General features: G+C 52.6%; 15 protein-coding genes. 3 read left to right on the top strand and 12 right to left on the bottom strand.

The genetic code is table 11. The annotated features are described in order from the left end of the window. Positions 1-10: 10 nt before the first annotated feature. The 6 genes from K2184_RS09780 to K2184_RS09755 form a co-directional block, all read right to left on the bottom strand. Positions 11-619, bottom strand: coding sequence for a fimbrial protein (locus K2184_RS09780; protein WP_196557113.1), 609 nt, complete (start codon positions 617-619; stop codon positions 11-13). Continuing rightward, positions 616-3,207, bottom strand: a complete 2,592-nt coding sequence (locus tag K2184_RS09775; protein ID WP_163525669.1) for a fimbria/pilus outer membrane usher protein — start codon at positions 3,205-3,207, stop codon at positions 616-618. Before K2184_RS09775 ends, K2184_RS09780 begins: the two co-directional genes overlap by 4 nt. Next, positions 3,161-3,847, bottom strand: a complete 687-nt coding sequence (locus K2184_RS09770; protein ID WP_163525668.1) for a fimbrial assembly chaperone — start codon at positions 3,845-3,847, stop codon at positions 3,161-3,163. Before K2184_RS09770 ends, K2184_RS09775 begins: the two co-directional genes overlap by 47 nt. Positions 3,848-3,905: 58 nt before the next feature. Then, a complete protein-coding gene (locus K2184_RS09765; protein WP_004109443.1) occupies positions 3,906-4,445 on the bottom strand; it encodes a fimbrial protein in 540 nt (179 codons plus the stop codon). Between the two features lie 622 nt (positions 4,446-5,067). Continuing rightward, on the bottom strand, positions 5,068-5,757 hold the full coding sequence (locus K2184_RS09760; RefSeq protein ID WP_017145119.1) for an LrgB family protein: 690 nt from the start codon (positions 5,755-5,757) through the stop codon (positions 5,068-5,070). Further along, complete coding sequence (locus K2184_RS09755; protein ID WP_004109448.1) at positions 5,750-6,160, bottom strand: CidA/LrgA family protein; 411 nt, start codon at positions 6,158-6,160, stop codon at positions 5,750-5,752. The genes K2184_RS09760 and K2184_RS09755 overlap by 8 nt, the downstream gene beginning before the upstream one ends. A 103-nt stretch (positions 6,161-6,263) precedes the next feature. Here K2184_RS09755 and K2184_RS09750 point away from each other — a divergent pair, with 103 nt between their 5' ends. Next, positions 6,264-7,145, top strand: coding sequence for a LysR family transcriptional regulator (locus K2184_RS09750; RefSeq protein WP_016808426.1), 882 nt, complete (start codon positions 6,264-6,266; stop codon positions 7,143-7,145). A 123-nt stretch (positions 7,146-7,268) separates the two neighbouring features. On the opposite strand, the gene K2184_RS09745 is transcribed toward K2184_RS09750, so the two are convergent. The 4 genes from K2184_RS09745 to soxR form a co-directional block, all read right to left on the bottom strand. Next, positions 7,269-8,915, bottom strand: a complete 1,647-nt coding sequence (locus tag K2184_RS09745) for a Na+/H+ antiporter (RefSeq protein WP_004109468.1) — start codon at positions 8,913-8,915, stop codon at positions 7,269-7,271. A gap of 146 nt (positions 8,916-9,061) precedes the next feature. After that, entirely contained in the window at positions 9,062-10,411 is a 1,350-nt protein-coding gene (locus tag K2184_RS09740; protein ID WP_004109470.1) for an NCS2 family permease, read from the bottom strand. Between the two features lie 388 nt (positions 10,412-10,799). Continuing rightward, entirely contained in the window at positions 10,800-11,468 is a 669-nt protein-coding gene (locus K2184_RS09735; RefSeq protein ID WP_004109473.1) for a glutathione S-transferase family protein, read from the bottom strand. A gap of 258 nt (positions 11,469-11,726) precedes the next feature. Beyond that, positions 11,727-12,185 (bottom strand): redox-sensitive transcriptional activator SoxR, encoded by a 459-nt coding sequence (gene soxR, locus K2184_RS09730; RefSeq protein ID WP_004109476.1) that lies wholly within the window; start codon positions 12,183-12,185, stop codon positions 11,727-11,729. 84 nt (positions 12,186-12,269) lie between these two features. Here soxR and soxS point away from each other — a divergent pair, with 84 nt between their 5' ends. Then, on the top strand, positions 12,270-12,599 hold the full coding sequence (gene soxS / locus K2184_RS09725; protein WP_004109478.1) for a superoxide response transcriptional regulator SoxS: 330 nt from the start codon (positions 12,270-12,272) through the stop codon (positions 12,597-12,599). On the opposite strand, the gene K2184_RS09720 is transcribed toward soxS, so the two are convergent. Then, a complete protein-coding gene (locus K2184_RS09720) occupies positions 12,584-14,188 on the bottom strand; it encodes an EAL domain-containing protein (protein ID WP_004109480.1) in 1,605 nt (534 codons plus the stop codon). The two genes, soxS and K2184_RS09720, sit on opposite strands and share 16 nt — an antisense overlap. Before the next feature lie 539 nt (positions 14,189-14,727). Here K2184_RS09720 and K2184_RS09715 point away from each other — a divergent pair. Beyond that, entirely contained in the window at positions 14,728-15,009 is a 282-nt protein-coding gene (locus K2184_RS09715) for a YjcB family protein (protein ID WP_004109483.1), read from the top strand. Positions 15,010-15,298: 289 nt separating this feature from the next. Here the strand turns inward: K2184_RS09715 and iraM are convergent, their stop codons facing one another. Then, entirely contained in the window at positions 15,299-15,688 is a 390-nt protein-coding gene (gene iraM, locus K2184_RS09710) for an anti-adapter protein IraM (protein ID WP_004109486.1), read from the bottom strand. Between the last annotated feature and the right edge of the window lie 266 nt (positions 15,689-15,954).

The raw sequence follows: 15,954 nt of genomic DNA, 5'->3' as shown, positions 1-15,954 counted from the left end.
ACACCTTCCGTCATTTGTATGACACGTTGAAAGTGACCGTATAGGCAACGTTTCCTGGCGTTACTTTGCCGTATGGCGTATACATTCTGGCCGCCATATCAAAGGCGTGTCCGCCAGGGGAGGCCGTAAATGCATAGGTATAACTCTCGTTTGGACCCAGCGTTTTCCCATCCGCGGCACTCACAAGCTGTAAGCCAACATCCTTTGCCCCATCAATCAGCTCACTGACATAAATTGTGGGATAAGTACTATCAAACGGAGCGCCGCTAAACGTTATCGTCACTGAAGACGTACCGGTTGAGCAGTTATCAAATGCCAGGGAAACGGTTGTGGTATCGCTACTGGCCCCCGGCTTACCGGTCAGACGCTGAGAAGAAACCGTCCCCAGGCTGATAGCATTGGACGGTTTTACAAAAACCTCACAGACAGGTTCTTCAATATTGCCGGTGACATTAAAATTGACGGTACTCGTAGCGTCATAGGCCCAGGCAGATGAAGCACTGGCCAGTAGCCCTGCTATTGCAGCTATCGCTAGCCGCAATGGCGATTGAGCATGGTGTATCCGCATCGCTATCATTTTAGTGGTGTGCTCAAAACACAATATATTGAGATTGTTCATCGGCAATCCGCCGTATAAAAAACAATATCGTCAATTGATTTGTTAGATGATAAATCATAATTGACATAACACTGGCGAGTTAAAGCATCGCCCCACTTCACAAATAAGCGGCCTTTTTCTGGCAGCCCGGTCAAATAGGCCTGCCCGGAATCACCGACAATAGCGCTGCGTTTTTGTTTATACTCCTGACTTTCATCCTCTAGCGTAATCACCGCGCCAAACGGCACATCTTTATGATGAAATTGCAAGGTCATCATGGCCTTATAGCCAATCCAGGTATCATATTTAACTTTTACGATCGCATTGCGCGTCGGGACCACCGTTCTGACAATATTATCTATTTCCGCTCCCGAGACCTGCTGTTCATCAAGGGAGAGATTGTTTTCATGATAAGGGCGAACGAAAGGCACTACGGCATACCCGGCAGAATCGGTCATGACGTTAGTCTGCCCGCGTACCGCGATATCCCTGACGCCAGGCGCTTCAATCAGCGCAACGCTCTCGCCCAGATAGCGTGACAGCGTTATCCCGCCGGAATGGGCGAGCATCCCACCGCGTAGCGAATAATTATAGTGGGCGCTGTTGCTGTCATAACCGTATCCGGCGGTGACTTCACCTTTTGAGCCCTGGTAGTTGAGGTTGATGTTCCCTGAGGTGCTTTTATCGCTGGCGTTATATCCCTCCTGCACGTTCCAGTTCAGAGAACGATCGGCGAAAGCGGAGCCATTTAAACCAAGACTGTGAGTGGTGTCTCCCACCCGGCTGCTGTTCATATTGTAGCTGGCTGATATATCGGCGCCGAAAGGAATACTCACGGTTAGCGAAATAATGCTGTCGCTGGAAGGCGAGTTATTTTCATTCTGGCCGCTGCTCTGCACATTGCGGTTATAGGCGTAGTTAATGAAGTAGGACATCCGGCCAAACGTATTGCTATAACTCACGCCCAGCGACTCCATCCGCGAGTTATTCCAGTAAGACTCACTGACCAGCGAAAGGGAGAGTGAACCGAATCCGGAGAAAATCTGCGACGCTGAAGCGTCAAAGCGGTCTTTAGTCCGACCGGATGACGAACAGCAGGCGCGATGAGAGTCCGCCCGATCGATAAAGTTCTGCAGAGAATAATAACCATGCGTTGAGTAACGGTACCCGGCAACGGAAAAGTTTGTCCCCGTCTGTGGAAAATCTTTACTAAAGCGCACGCGGTATGACTGCCCTTCGCTGGATGAGGCGTTATCCGATGAGGAATTTTCTTTTATGTCAGCCCAGGACTGAGAAGCATCAAAAGAGAGCGCCCCGACTGAACCCAAATTAAACCCGGCCCCCAGCAGGAGATTACTGTATTTATCCTCTAATTGCTGAAAGCCGCCGTACAGCGTGACGTTGCTCAACGCTCCCCAGGCAACGTTGGATTGCAGAAACTGATACTCCTTTCCGCCCGCGCTTCCCGAGCGCGTCTTGCCGCCGCTGAAAGCGTAATCAACCTGCCCTTCACGTTGTAATATTGCCAGTGAAGCAAACGGCACCACAAAGCTCTGCTCACTACCGTCTGATTCTTTCACCGTCACGTAGAGATCGCCCGCGCTTCCCGTGGGATAAAGATCGTTTATCTCAAAGGCGCCGGGAGAGACCGTTGTTTTATAAATGCTGTATCCGTTTTGATAAACCGTCACGTCTGCGGTCGAGCGCGCGATGCCTTTTATGACCGGTGCGAAGCCGTTCAGGCTGTCCGGGAGCATCTCTTTATCAGAGTTCAGCTGCAGGCCGGTGAAGCTGATGCTGTCAAACACCGCCGAAGAAGTATAGGTTTGCCCCACTATCAGCTGACCTTTCAGGGCGTGGATATCGCGTGAAATATAGCTATAGACGGAGTCCCACTGACTGCCATCGTCATTATGATTGAGGGTGCTGTAATTACGTAAACGCCACGGCCCAACGTTCAACCCCGGCTGCAGGCTGACAAACTGGCTGGAGGTGGAAACGCCTCCATCTCGCGGATCGGTTTTTTGCCCGGAAATGTTGTAATTCAATAGCCCGGCGGTAATGCCCTGCTGCCATCGGCTTTCCGGGACATACCCCCGCGGACGGTGCACTAAAGCCACCTGGGGTAAGGTAAAGTCGATTCGCTGTTGCGAGAGCTGTACCGCCGTCTCCCATCCGGGGATCGCAGACAGTTTTGCGCACTCCGAACCCGCCACGGTAAGCTCAGGATAATCTTCGGTTTTAATCGACCACTCTTTCAGGCGCGCGACGGAAAGACATGGCCGGGATGAAGCGGCGTTATTTTGATCCTGTCGCGTAAAAATGACGGACTCAGAAGCCACAAACGTATGGTTAATATAGACATCCAGGTTGTAGTCACCTGGCGGAATGGTCTCTTCAGAAATATAGGTTAAGTCAACGGCGGAGGTACCGGTTTCGTTTACCTCCAGCAGATGGGGATTGAAGTACTCACCTGCCATCGCCGGGAGAGGTATTGTGGCAAAGCTGAAAATGAAGGCGGCATAGCCGCTGGTCAATAAAAAGGTATAACGCTTTCCAACGTTATTGAATGATGGCGGTATATTTCGGTCCAGGCATTCCATAATCATTGATCACGCTCCATGTGATTTTCTTTTTGCCCGCAGAAGAGGCATTTGCTACCGGTATTTTTATTGTTGAAAAGGGGGCAACAAACCACGCTTCAGGTACTGCTTTGCCGTTAACCAAAACTTCAGAGAAATTCATATATAGAGGAGAAATATTTTTCACTTTTATATCTCGCCCTTCAGCAGACCACTGCAGCTTTTCGGCAAAATTTTCTGGTATGGCGCTTTTCAATGCGGCGGGTCGAAAAATAAGCTTTATCCTGGAATTAATCGCAAACTGAACCATATTTTTGTCCGGCGCGTTCTCCATGGCGGGAATCCCTTTAATATTCAACCAGAACATGGATTCCCGATCCTCCGCTAAAGGTTTACCCGAACGTAGAATGCGTACAAATCCTTGCTCTCCGGACTTCAGGCGAAATAGCGGAGGCGTTGTGATGAATGTATCTTTCGCTGGCGAGGCCGCATCGACAACGGAGATCCAGGACTGAACGATATTGGTCACATTATCCTTATTTTGAACAGATACCGTCGTCGACTTTTGTGTGCCATCGAATATCACCCGCGTGCCGCCCACGACTACGCTTGCCTGCGCCGCAAACGCACACAAATAAAAACAAATAAAGTAGAATAATCTGTTCATAATGGAGTCCAGTAAGGGAAAGAGTTACCCTTTCCCTTGGTATTTATTAGCGTCTGAATTAATAGTACGTAACGTTGTAGGTTACCGTTGTCTGAACGGCGCCTTTAGTCGGTTCAGCACTGCCTGCTTTCGCCATTTTTACGGTGAAAGGAATGGTCGCAGCGCCGGAGGAAATATCCACATCGGCGCCTTCAGTATTATTTTTAAGCAGCGCACCCTGGTTATCAAAAATAGCCACGGCAACGCCCGTCGCAGGCGATGCGGAAGCCTGGTTCTTAAAGTAATCGCTGTTAGTTTCATCGGCTTCACCGCCAAAGGTGACTCTGGCCTTAGCGTTACCGCCATCAGCCACTTTCGGGCAACCGGTCAGGGTGAAAGAAAAACTCTTAGCCGCGCCATAGGTATTCGCCTTCAGATCCGCGACGGAGGAGGTCCCCATCTCAATAGATGAGACGCCGTTATCGATAGTAGCTGTACAGGTAGTATCAGAGACCGTGCCGGTAAAAGTAATGGTGTTATCCGCCTGCGCCATTGTCACCAGTGAGCAGCCCGCCGAGAAGGCGACTATTTTAGCCAGAGTTATTGCATTCATTTTCATTGGTATTCTCCTGTTTATTAAGATTAACAATCAGTCCATCAATTGTTTATGGCAATCTATTAGAGAAGGGAAACAGGCATCAACTCAATCTATAAGTTATATCAGCGCTTAGGGAAATAAACTGCCTGCTTACAATATTATTTTAAATATTGAAGCAAAAGCTCAAGCTCCACATGAATCCATTCAATAATAAAAGCTCACCTCAATAAGATATCCAAAAACAAGATTACCCTCAATAACTAATGAAGAATAATCCTAAAATCATAAATGAGATTAACCTATAAGATAAATACATGATTTAAAAATAAACAAATAAAAACAACAGATTGCAAAAACCACTCATTCATACTGCAAATAAATATAGTGATTTATATTTGTGAATCAAGTTAAAATGAAGCAGCATTGAAACATTTAGTTACACTTAAACGTAAAATAAGTGAGATTATCATCGATGGATAAACTTCATCTACTTTTACATGACTTCATGTTTTCAACGATTCAAGTGCTGATTATATTGGTTGAGGTATATCAAATATGAAATGACAACTGAAATAAATATTGATGATATATATTTTTTCTGTGGTCTATTTCCTTGCGGAGGATAAACCACAGAAAATAATAGTCAGAACATTGCCCAGCGCACCAGCGGCGCGGTCAATACCATCACAACGCCGGAAAGCATCATCACCAGGCTGGCGACCACGCCCTCCTGCGGCCCCAGTTCATAAGATCGCGCGGTACCGGCGCCGTGGGATGCCGCGCCGAAACCCGCTCCTTTAGCCATCCCTTCGCGAATAGAAAGACGCAGAAACAGCACATCACCCACCGCCATGCCGAATACCCCGGTGACCACGACAAACAGGGCGACTAAATCAGGCTGACCGCCCAGCGGTTTAGCTGCCGCCAGCGCAAAGGGCGTGGTCACCGAACGTACCGCCAGGCTACGCTGGATCTCATCGGGCAAGGTAAACAGCCGCGCCAGCCACACCGAACTGGTCACCGCAACAACCGACGCGGTCGTTACTCCGGCCGTCAGCGACATCCAGTGGCGTTTAATAATCGCCAGATTGTCATACACCGGCACGGCGAAAGCGATAGTCGCCGGGCCCAGCAGCCATAGCAGCCAGTGGGCCTCCCCCATATAGCTTTGATAAGAGATATGGCCGAATACCAGCATCATCACCAGCAGGATCGGGGTGAAAACCAGCGGCATCAGGGGCAGTTTATGGAAGCGGCGATAAAGCCGTTTATTGGCAAAATAGAGCCCCAGCGTGACAAGAAGACACAGGACGCTCAGCTGGAAATCACTCATGTTTCATCCTGCTGACTTCATAGCGATACACTTTATCAACCACCCATGCCGTCGCGCCCAGCACCATCATGGTACTTAAGCCAATCACCAGAAAGATGCGCCAGCCCTCCACCATCAGCAGTTGCGCGTAGTTGACGACCGCCACTACCGCCGGCACGAAGAACAGCAGCATCTCGGCCAGCAGCCAGCGGGCGCCGGCGCGTACCCAGTTTAAAGGGATCACCCGGCAGACTATCAGCGTCAACATCATCAGCATGCCGACAAGGTTCGCCGGAAGCGGCAGGTGCAGCCAGTTAACAAAATAGTCAGCGCAGACGAACAGTCCGGCGTAGATCAGTACCTGAACAGGTACCTGAAGACGTTGCATAACGAAGGGCGTCACGCGAGCTGGCGCAAAGGCCATGAGCGGTATTCCTGAAAAAGAAGACAGGCGAGCAGTATAGAGAGCCGCCGGGCCCGGCAGAAATGAATTAAAATCATCACAGGTATAGTCTCAGGGAATAATTATGGATATCCGAACGCTGCGCTATTTTGTCGAAGTGGTGCGCCAGCAAAGCTTTACCCGCGCAGCGGAGAAGTTGTTCGTCACGCAGCCGACCATCAGTAAGATGCTCAAGAATCTGGAAGATGAGCTGAACTGCACGCTGCTGATCCGCGACGGTCGTCGGCTGCTGCTGACCGATACCGGTCGGGTAGTTTTCGAGCGCGGACAGGCCATCCTTGGTGAATTTCATCAGCTGGAGTCGGAGCTAAGCGATATTAATCATCTGCATAAGGGCGTACTGCGTCTCGGCATTCCGCCGATGGTCGGGATGTTGATGGCCGAACCGATTAGCCGCTTTCGCCAGCGCTATGCGGGTGTGGAATTGAAAATCTCCGAATTCGGCGGGCTGACCGTGCAGCAGGCGGTAAGCAACGGTGAACTGGATTTAGCCATGACCGCGCTTCCCGTTGATGAGGCCAGCGGCTTAACCACGCTCTCGCTGTTCAGCCATCCGCTCTGCGTGCTGACGCCGAGAACGGCGCAGTGGGAAGGCATCAGTTCGTTGTCGCCGGAAGCGCTCGCCGCACATCCGCTGGTGATCTACAACGAGGATTTCGCCCTCAGCCAGCAGCTGATGCGGCTATTTACTCAGCATGAAGTTAAGCCGCGTATCGCCGTGCGCAGCGGACAGTGGGATTTTCTGGCCGCGATGGTACAGGCCGGAATTGGCGTCGCGATTTTACCGGAGCCGATTTGCCAGCGCCTCGACCCGCAGAGCTTTTGCTGGATACTGTTACAAAGCGATCTACGCTGGGAACTGGGAATGATTTGGCGGGAAGGCGTGTACATGTCGCACAGCGCGCGGGCGTGGCTGGAGTGCAGTAAGGCGTTCTGGCTGAAGTAAGATGCCGAAAGCGGCACGCTTAACCGCGGCGTCAACGCCTTATCCGGGCTACAGATTCCCCATCGTCTGAGGGGCGGTAGCCCGGACAAGGCGACTCAGGCGCCGTCGCGGACGAGTACGGTGTTACTGATCCTCGATAAGCAGCGCTTCCAGCAGGTCGAGATCGTGCAGCAGCTTCTGCAGCGTCTCGTTACTGATCTGCCGGGTGGCGCGCAGATGGTACAGCTCCCCGCGTTCAGAACGCAGCGCCGCCAGACGGAACCGGCGCTCGAGGCTCTCTTCCAGCATCGAGGTTTCCACATCGTTACGCCCATCAACGCGACGGCGCAGGTTACCAATTACCCGCGAGCTGACCTCAGTCAGCAGCTGATTATCGATGTTTTCTTTGGTATCCGCCGCCAGACGCTCTTCCATTTTCTGAATCGCGACAATCGCCACATCCGCCGTTGCCGCCCGCGCCAGGCGCTCCTCTTTGCGCTGCTGTACATGGTCGGTCGACTCGATATGGCGCAGCAGAATCGGCAGCACAATCACGCCGACAAACAGAGAGAACAGAATCACCCCGGCGGCAAGGAATACCAGCTCATAGCGCGCCGGGAAGACGTTGCCGTCCGGCAGCAGCAGAGGAATCGACAGCACACCGGCAAGGGTAATGGCCCCGCGAACGCCAGCGACGGAGGAGATCAGCAGCTCGCGCGTGGTCCAGGAGCCGAACTCCATCGGTTTCTTTTTCAGGAAACGCTGGCTCAGCTTGCGCATCGTCCACAGCCAGCCAAAACGCACCAGCATCAGGGCGGCATAAATCAGGATGATATCGGTAAACAACATCCAGGTTTCGACGTTGGGATCCGCCTCTGCGGCCACCAGCGAGCTGGAGAGAATATCCGGCAGCTGCAGGCCCAACAGCAGGAACACCATGCCGTTAAACACGAACTCCAGCATCGCCCAGGTGCTGTTGGCGCGCAGGCGCATCGCCAGCGGCGCGCTGCGCATCACGCCGGAACGGGTGATGGTCATCCCCGCCGCGACTGCCGCCAGGATGCCGGAAAAGCCGATGTGTTCAGCGATCAGGTAAGAGGCGAACGGCAGCAGGAACAGCAGCACAATTTGCGTTGCCGGTTCATCGCCGCCCCAGCGGCTAAGGAAGCGCATTGAACGCCCGTACAGCCAGCTGACCACAAAGCCCGCGAGAATACCGCCGACCGCCACCTTGAAGAACTCCACCGTCGCGCCGCCGACGGTAAAGACCATCGTGCCCATCGCCACCGCAACGGCAAACTTCAGGGAGACCAGGCCGGACGCATCGTTCATCAGCGCTTCGCCCTGCAAAATTCCCATAATTTTTTTCGGAATACGCCCTTCGCCGACGATGCCGGACAGCGCGACGGCATCCGTTGGCGACAGGACGGCCGCGAGGGCAAAAGCCGGAATCAGCGGGATACCGGGAACGATCCAGTAGATGAGATAGCCAATACCGACCACCGTCACCACCACTAACGCCAGCGCCAGACCGAAGATTTCTCGCCCATGCTCAATAAACTCGCGGGTCGGCGTCTTCCAGCCATCGGCAAATAGCAGCGGCGGGATGAACAGAACCAGAAAGAGTTCAGGATCGAATTCAACATGCAATCCGAAGGTAGGCCAGGCCAACAGCGCGCCGATGGCGATTTGGATTAAAGGTAGTGGAACCTGAAAGGGCAGTACGCGTGTAACCACCCCGGAGAGAGAGACCACGAGGGTCATGATGAGTATGGTAAAGAATATTTCCATGTGTTCCCTGTTTGCTGCGTTTTCTTTTTTACATCTGAGGCGTCATGTCTCGGCATAATACGCTACTCAGATTAACGCAAAAGGAAACAGGATGTGGCTTAAAAATTAAACGGGCGGCCAAAGCCGCCCGCCGTTAGCAGGAAAAGTTAAATCGCCCAACCGCCAGCATAGAAGATGACCAGCGCCGCGGCGATAATCACCGTCCCCAGGTTCAGCTTACGCCATTCGCCGGATACCAGACGGCCAATCACCAGCGCCGCAAAACCAATCATGATGCCGGTAACGATGTTACAGGTCAGCACGATAAAGACCGCGGTGATGAGCCCCGCCATCGCATCAACAAAGTCGTTGAAATCGATTTTCGCCACGTTGCTCAGCATCAGCAGGCCGACGTACATCAGCGCCGGCGCGGTAGCATAAGCCGGAACCAGATAGGAGAGCGGAGAGAGAAACAGGATCAGCAGGAACAGCACGCCGACGGTCACTGCGGTCAGGCCGGTTTTACCGCCCGCCGCCGTACCGGCAGCAGACTCGATATACACTGCCGCCGGCGCCGCCCCGACCAGGCCGGAGAAGACGCTGCTCAGGGAGTCGGTGGTCAGCGCTTTGCCGCCGTTGATAATCTGCCCGTCTTTATCCAGCAGGTTCGCCTGACCGGCCACCGCGCGGATCGTGCCGGTGGCGTCAAACACCGCGGTCATCACCAGCGCAAGCACGCTTGGCAGCACGACCGGGTTGAGCGCGCCCACGATATCCAGGCTGCCGATCAGCGAGTTGCCTTTATCGTCGCTCAGCGACGGCATGGCGAAGATGCCGGAGAAGTGAACGTTAGGATCGAAGATCAGGCCGATAATCGAAACGCCGATAATCGTCAGCAGGATACCGCCCGGCACTTTCAGTTTTTCGAGGCCAATAATCACTGCCAGCCCGACCAGCGACATAATCACCGGGAAACTGTCAAAATTACCCAGCGCCACCGGCAGACCGTCCAGCGGGTTTTTGATCACCAGACCAACGCCGTTGGCGGCAATCAGCAACAGGAACAGACCGATACCAATCCCCGTGCCGTGCGCAACGCCCTGCGGCAAGTTACGCAGGATCCAGCTACGAATGCCGGTTGCGGAGATGACGGTAAACAGTACGCCCATCAGGAAGACCGCGCCCAGCGCGACCGGAATGCTGATCTGTTGGCCCAGCACCAGGCTAAAAGCGGTAAAAGCGGTCAGCGAGATGGCGCAGCCAATCGCCAGCGGCAGGTTCGCCCACAGCCCCATCACCAGCGAGCCGACGCCGGCAACCAGACAGGTGGAAACAAATACCGCAGCTGGCGGAAAACCCGCTTTGCCGAGCATCCCCGGCACCACGATGACGGAGTAGACCATCGCCAGGAAGGTGGTAAGACCGGCAACGATTTCCTGACGCACGGTACTGCCGCGAGCAGAAATTTTAAACCAGGCGTCCAATGAACCGCCGGTACGCGCTGAAGGCGTAGACATAGAAAACTTCCCCTGAGAATTTTTATCGTTCGTCTGGATGCGAGGTGGACCATCCACTGCCAGTTAAACGCGATCTCCTTGTGCTACATCGCAGCGCCAGGGGCTGTGAAAAGCAAACGTTTAACTCCGCGCATACAATACGGTGTGAAGAATGACTTTGCTCCCCCCTGTCAGCAGAGGAAATGATGAGCAAAATAAAAAGGCAAACGATTATCCAGCCTTTAGACGGGCCTTTTCAACAGAAGTTTGTCGGATTTAGCTAAATTTCGCTTATGACGTTCATGAAATAACCAGCCGATGCGCAAACGTTATCGTCCATGCGCAATCCGGTAACATTTTTGTATTGCGCTGATAGCAATTTTCCCCTGTCATCGGCTTTAGTAATGGTTCATTCGCCGGGTAAGGTAAATGGGCCCCCACGCTCAATCGCCTTCTGCCAGGCCGGACGCTGCTCTACCCGCTGAACCCACTGCGTCAGATGCGGTAAATCCCCCACCCCGCCGCGCGCCAGCAACGCCATTGCCGGAAAGCTCATCTGAATATCAGCCATACTCAGCTCAGCGCCGGCAAACCAGCGCTGGCGAGAAAGGTGCGATTCAATAAAGCGGGCATGGGTCTCAACCTGTCGGTTAAGCCAGGCCTTTTGCACCCCTTTGCCTAATGCATTGCCCAGCGTGCGTATGCCAAACGGCACCGGGGGCTTGCCCAGGCTGGAAAACACCAGCTTCATCAGCAGCAGGGGCATCAGCGAACCCTCGGCATAGTGCAGCCAAAAGCGGTATTGCAGTTTATCTTCCACCGACTCAGGCTTTAAGCGCCTGGCGCTATCATAGGTTTCCTGTAAATACTCCAGAATGGCGCCGGACTCCGCCAGAATATGGCCGTTATCTTCTACGACCGGCGATTTGCCCAATGGATGAACGCTTTTTAACTCCGCTGGCGCGAGCATATCCTTTCCCCGCTGATAAGAGACAACCTGATAAGGCAGCTGCAACTCTTCCAGCGCCCATAATACGCGCTGCGATCGTGACTGATTGAGATGATGTACCGTTAACATGGGCCTCTCCCGCTGTTTGTTCAAATTAACTATAGGAACAGGCAGCGAATGACGGGAATTTTTCGGCAACCTGAGGCGGCAAAATCAGAGAAAAGAGCCACACTTAAGTTGTCGGCGCAAACCGGAACCTCCATCAACATATTGCGCAATACTGAGGTGAGCCGACGTCGGGGGAAACCCTCCTGCGTACCAGCGGGATAGTGCGAAAGACCAAGACCGGAAAACAACTAAAGCGCCCTGTTGTGGCGCTTTAGTTTTTTAATCCTCTTCCAGCAGCCGTGCGCCGGTCCCCTCTTCTCCCAGCTTATCGCCCGGGTTGCGTAACGGACAGTCGCGGCGCGACAGACAGCCGCAGCCGATGCAGCCATCAAGCTGATCGCGCAGCGCGGTCAGGGTGTGAATCCGTCGGTCCAGCTCCTCCCGCCACTGGGACGACAGCATCTTCCACTCTTTGGCGCTGAGGTTATGCCCTTCCGGCAGTACGCCAAATGCATCACCGATAGTGGCCAGCGGAATACCAATGCGTTGCGCAATCTTAATGATCGCCACCGCACGCAGGACGTCGCGCCGGTAGCGCCGCTGATTGCCCGCGTTGCGCTGGCTGTGGATCAGCCCTTTGCTTTCATAAAAGTGCAGCGCGGAGACGGCCACGCCGGTTCGTTTTGCCACTTCGCCGGGAGTCAGCAGCATTTTGATGCGGGGAGATTTCTTTTCCATAAAGCGCTTTACCTCAAGTTAACTTGAGGAATTATACTCGCCCGCAGACAAAACGACGAATCGAGAATTGAGAGAGGCCGCTTTATGTCCCATCAGGATATTATCCAAACGCTTATTGAATGGATTGATGAACATATCGATCAACCACTTAACATTGATGTAGTCGCCAGAAAATCGGGATACTCAAAATGGTATCTCCAGCGGATGTTCCGCTCCGTGATGCATCAAACGCTAGGTGATTACATTCGCCAGCGCCGTCTGCTGCTCGCTGCGGAAGCGCTAAGAACCACCCAGCGCCCTATTTTTGATATCGCGATGGATCTCGGCTACGTATCGCAGCAGACTTTCTCACGGGTGTTCCGCCGCGAATTCGACCGTACGCCTACCGACTATCGCCATCAGATTTCCGCCTGATAACGTTGTTGCCAGGGGCAGAGGCTGGTGCGGTCGTTAGCCAGCCACTGCATATACTCCTGCGGCGGCATCGCTTTCGCAAAGAGCCAGCCCTGGCAATATTGCACGCCCCGCTTTTGTAGCCAGGCGACCTGCTCTGCCGTTTCCACGCCTTCAGCGACGATCTTTAAATGCAGACTGTTCGCCATCTGGATGATATGTTCGGCAATCAGGTGGCTGGTGGTGTTGTTTGACAGCGTATCGACAAAAGATTTATCAATCTTGAGGATATCGACGTTGAGCGCATGGAGATTGTTCAGATTGGAGTAGCCGGTGCCGAAGTCATCGATAGCGATTTCATATCCCGCGTCGCGAAAAGCCTGAATCACCGGCGTCGTTTTCGGGACGTCAATAAACCCGCGTTCGGTCACTTCGATTTTTATTTGTTCCGCCTTGATGGCGTAGCGCCGGACCTTCTCATTGATATGCTCAATCAAGCGCGCGGATTGAAAATCAGCAGCCGAGAGATTAATCGCTACGTACAGGTGCGGATGCCGCGCCAGAAATTCGCCGAGATCGGAAAATACCTCATCGATGACATAGTCGGTAACCTGGGCGATCATCCCTTCGTTTTCCGCCAGCGGAATAAACTCCGCCGGACTCATCACCGGGCCATCAAACCCCGGCCAGCGCAATAACGCTTCGGTACCAACGCAGCGGTGATTTTTAATATCGATAATCGGTTGATAGTGCAGGCACAGCTGGCGACGGCTTAACGCGCGCTGCAGCATATTACGCGGAGAGTGGTACTGCTGCCGCGTGCGCGACCACACCAGTAACAGCAACACGCTGCAAATCAGCCCCAGCGGCAGAGTCAGCGTCACCTGATTATAAAAATTCTGGTAATAGCTGACGCGCGAGGTGGACATGATGACGGCAATCGGGCGAACGGTGGAATGGGCGATGGCATAAACGCGGCCATCCTGCTGAAAGAGCGCCTCTTCAGCGCGAATCAGATGACGTAATTCCTCAGGGTCGGCGTTCTTGCTGACGGAAAAAAAATGGTTCGTTTTGGTATCAAACACGCCCCAGGCGAGATTGCTGTCACTGGATATCAGCGCGCTGAACGAGAGCGGATTAATCACCACCACATAGTGGCCGCGCTGCAGATAGTTCATCGCATAGCCAGGGTAGAAAGGCGTTTCGCGGTAGTAGTAAATCGCGATATCCGGCTTTTTGGTATAGGTTGCGGCCGGAATTTGCCACCCCATCTCGCGGCGTACCGCAGTGGAGCAGAAAAAATGGCTGCCGTTGGCGTAGATTAAGTCGTCGATATAGAGCAGACCGCGTACAATGCCGAGCAGATATTGCTGATGATACGGCGAACACACTTCTCCCTGATACAAACGGGCCTTATCGCGCGCTTCGTCAGCTTCTCGAATAACCAACTCCGTTTTTTGTAGCGCCAGCCGAGAAAACAGCCGCAGCTGATCGGCGGTTTCCGCTTTGGCGCGGATTTGCGCAAACCACAATGCCAGCACCACCGGTAGCAGAATGACCAGCACGATGCCAACAATTCTCAACGCCTTGTGTGGCGCGCTACGACTCATTTACGCTTTTTATCCATGCGATACGCCTTAATCAAGGTGAAAGGCCCCGATGATTCCTCTTACTGTGATATGAATCAGGGTATCTCAGCAACCCACGCTTTGACGTAAAAACCTCATGACTATGAATGATGAATAATACTTGCTAATGCAAGACGTGAGAAACATTCTCAACATAATGAGATTAGCCCCACTATCTAATTCGGTTTATCCGTATAATTCGCCGGAATATGTAATAAAATCCGCAGAACCTAAACCTTATTAAAAAAGAAATGCGCTCGACTATCGCTTATAATCGACCTTCGCAATGAAAGCTCTCCCCCCCCTTATTAACCACGAACTTTTCAGGGTCAATAAGCGCAAGAAAACTCCCATTTTGGACTGGTGAATAAAAGAACAAATGTGATATAGTTCACATTAGCTGATGAAACAAAAACGTTGTTTCATTACGTTCCTGTTTGCCTGAAGATAGCCAGAGCATCGCATCACCGTCAGTCTCGCCAGGTTGTCAAAGGCTTCCAAATTTCGTTGAGGATAGGTTGATGGCTTCCATTACTACCAGTGTCGTACTTTTGCGCTGGCCGCTCGTGAGCGCAGTGCTGATGTTTCTGGCCAGCTCGTTGAACATTCAGCTGCGTAAAAGTGATTATGCCGGTTTAGCGGTAATCTGTAGCTGTATTGGCCTGGCCGCGGCCTGCTGGTTTGCCACCGGTCTGTTGGGCATTACGCTGCTGGACGTGGCGAAAATCTGGGGCAATATCAAGGACGTGATGATTGAAGTCATGAGCCAGACTCCGCCTGAATGGCCGATGATGATGACCTGATTTCGGGCCGCCTTATCCGGGCGGCCACGCCCACACCATCGTGAATGCCCGCACTGGCGAAGCGCCGTTAGCGAAAATCCCCGGTCCGCACTGTGCATAGCCGGGCGACAGGGCCAACAAAAGGGTAGCCCGGAGGACAGGGACTACGTGCCGCCTCCGGGAGGATGCGTCTCTTCTGGCCACCAGAGAAGAGTAAGGCCTTAACCACCGGGAACCTGCTGCACTCTCCCCCTTTGCGACAATACATCACCTGCATGAACAACAACAATGGCCAGATACGGGCCAGGTTTTACCGTATCTGCTGGCCCAGATCGTGCTGCCCCGACGGCAGCCCCGGTACTGCACGTGGAAAGTCGTTCGGGCAGCGTTTTATGGCACAGAGCGCCTGGTAACGGCAGGAGTCTGCCGTCGTGGCGGTAGAATGATAAGGACAGGAAGGCCGCTCCCGCAGCTTCTCCCACTGCGCTTCATCGTATCGCGTGATGTTATAAACTTTTACCGCATGATATTGCTCGTTGATTAACACGCTCGATGAGTAGAGTTTTATCGACTCTCCCGGCAGTAATAAAATGTCGGCCTCATACCACAGAATAAACTTTAAAAACCGCAGGCTGGAAATTGAGGAAAAAGCTACCCCGGAATGCGGGCAGACAAGAGTATTATGAATAGTCCATTTCATTTTCTATCCTTGCGTGCATTGCTGATTAATGACTCTATATATTGATAGCATTCATCATAGATAACCGCAAGGCGATCGATTAATAATGTGATATCAGACAATACTCAAAGCGCTTTATACTCACTAAGATGTAGCGTGAATATTGCATTATAAAAATGAATGGTTAGCCATAATAATCAACGATAGCGCCAGCAATGAACATACATAAATAAGTATATATTGACAATAAATTACAGGCTACCAAAAGCGGTAGCCTGTAATATTAC

This window comes from Klebsiella sp. K5-306 (genome assembly GCF_051835185.1).
GTDB lineage: Bacteria > Pseudomonadota > Gammaproteobacteria > Enterobacterales > Enterobacteriaceae > Klebsiella > Klebsiella oxytoca.
Note: the sequence above shows the minus strand (reverse complement) of the source record. Positions and strands in the feature narration are given on the sequence as shown.

Excerpts from the sequence above, each read along its gene's own strand:
- K2184_RS09780 (WP_196557113.1), bottom strand. The coding sequence starts at position 619 with ATGAACAATCTCAATATATTGTGTTTTGAGCACACCACTAAAATGATA.
- K2184_RS09775 (WP_163525669.1), bottom strand. The coding sequence starts at position 3,207 with ATGATTATGGAATGCCTGGACCGAAATATACCGCCATCATTCAATAAC.
- K2184_RS09770 (WP_163525668.1), bottom strand. The coding sequence starts at position 3,847 with ATGAACAGATTATTCTACTTTATTTGTTTTTATTTGTGTGCGTTTGCG.
- K2184_RS09765 (WP_004109443.1), bottom strand. The coding sequence starts at position 4,445 with ATGAAAATGAATGCAATAACTCTGGCTAAAATAGTCGCCTTCTCGGCG.
- K2184_RS09760 (WP_017145119.1), bottom strand. The coding sequence starts at position 5,757 with ATGAGTGATTTCCAGCTGAGCGTCCTGTGTCTTCTTGTCACGCTGGGG.
- K2184_RS09755 (WP_004109448.1), bottom strand. The coding sequence starts at position 6,160 with ATGGCCTTTGCGCCAGCTCGCGTGACGCCCTTCGTTATGCAACGTCTT.
- K2184_RS09750 (WP_016808426.1), top strand. The coding sequence starts at position 6,264 with ATGGATATCCGAACGCTGCGCTATTTTGTCGAAGTGGTGCGCCAGCAA.
- K2184_RS09745 (WP_004109468.1), bottom strand. The coding sequence starts at position 8,915 with ATGGAAATATTCTTTACCATACTCATCATGACCCTCGTGGTCTCTCTC.
- K2184_RS09740 (WP_004109470.1), bottom strand. The coding sequence starts at position 10,411 with ATGTCTACGCCTTCAGCGCGTACCGGCGGTTCATTGGACGCCTGGTTT.
- K2184_RS09735 (WP_004109473.1), bottom strand. The coding sequence starts at position 11,468 with ATGTTAACGGTACATCATCTCAATCAGTCACGATCGCAGCGCGTATTA.
- soxR (WP_004109476.1), bottom strand. The coding sequence starts at position 12,185 with ATGGAAAAGAAATCTCCCCGCATCAAAATGCTGCTGACTCCCGGCGAA.
- soxS (WP_004109478.1), top strand. The coding sequence starts at position 12,270 with ATGTCCCATCAGGATATTATCCAAACGCTTATTGAATGGATTGATGAA.
- K2184_RS09720 (WP_004109480.1), bottom strand. The coding sequence starts at position 14,188 with ATGAGTCGTAGCGCGCCACACAAGGCGTTGAGAATTGTTGGCATCGTG.
- K2184_RS09715 (WP_004109483.1), top strand. The coding sequence starts at position 14,728 with ATGGCTTCCATTACTACCAGTGTCGTACTTTTGCGCTGGCCGCTCGTG.
- iraM (WP_004109486.1), bottom strand. The coding sequence starts at position 15,688 with ATGAAATGGACTATTCATAATACTCTTGTCTGCCCGCATTCCGGGGTA.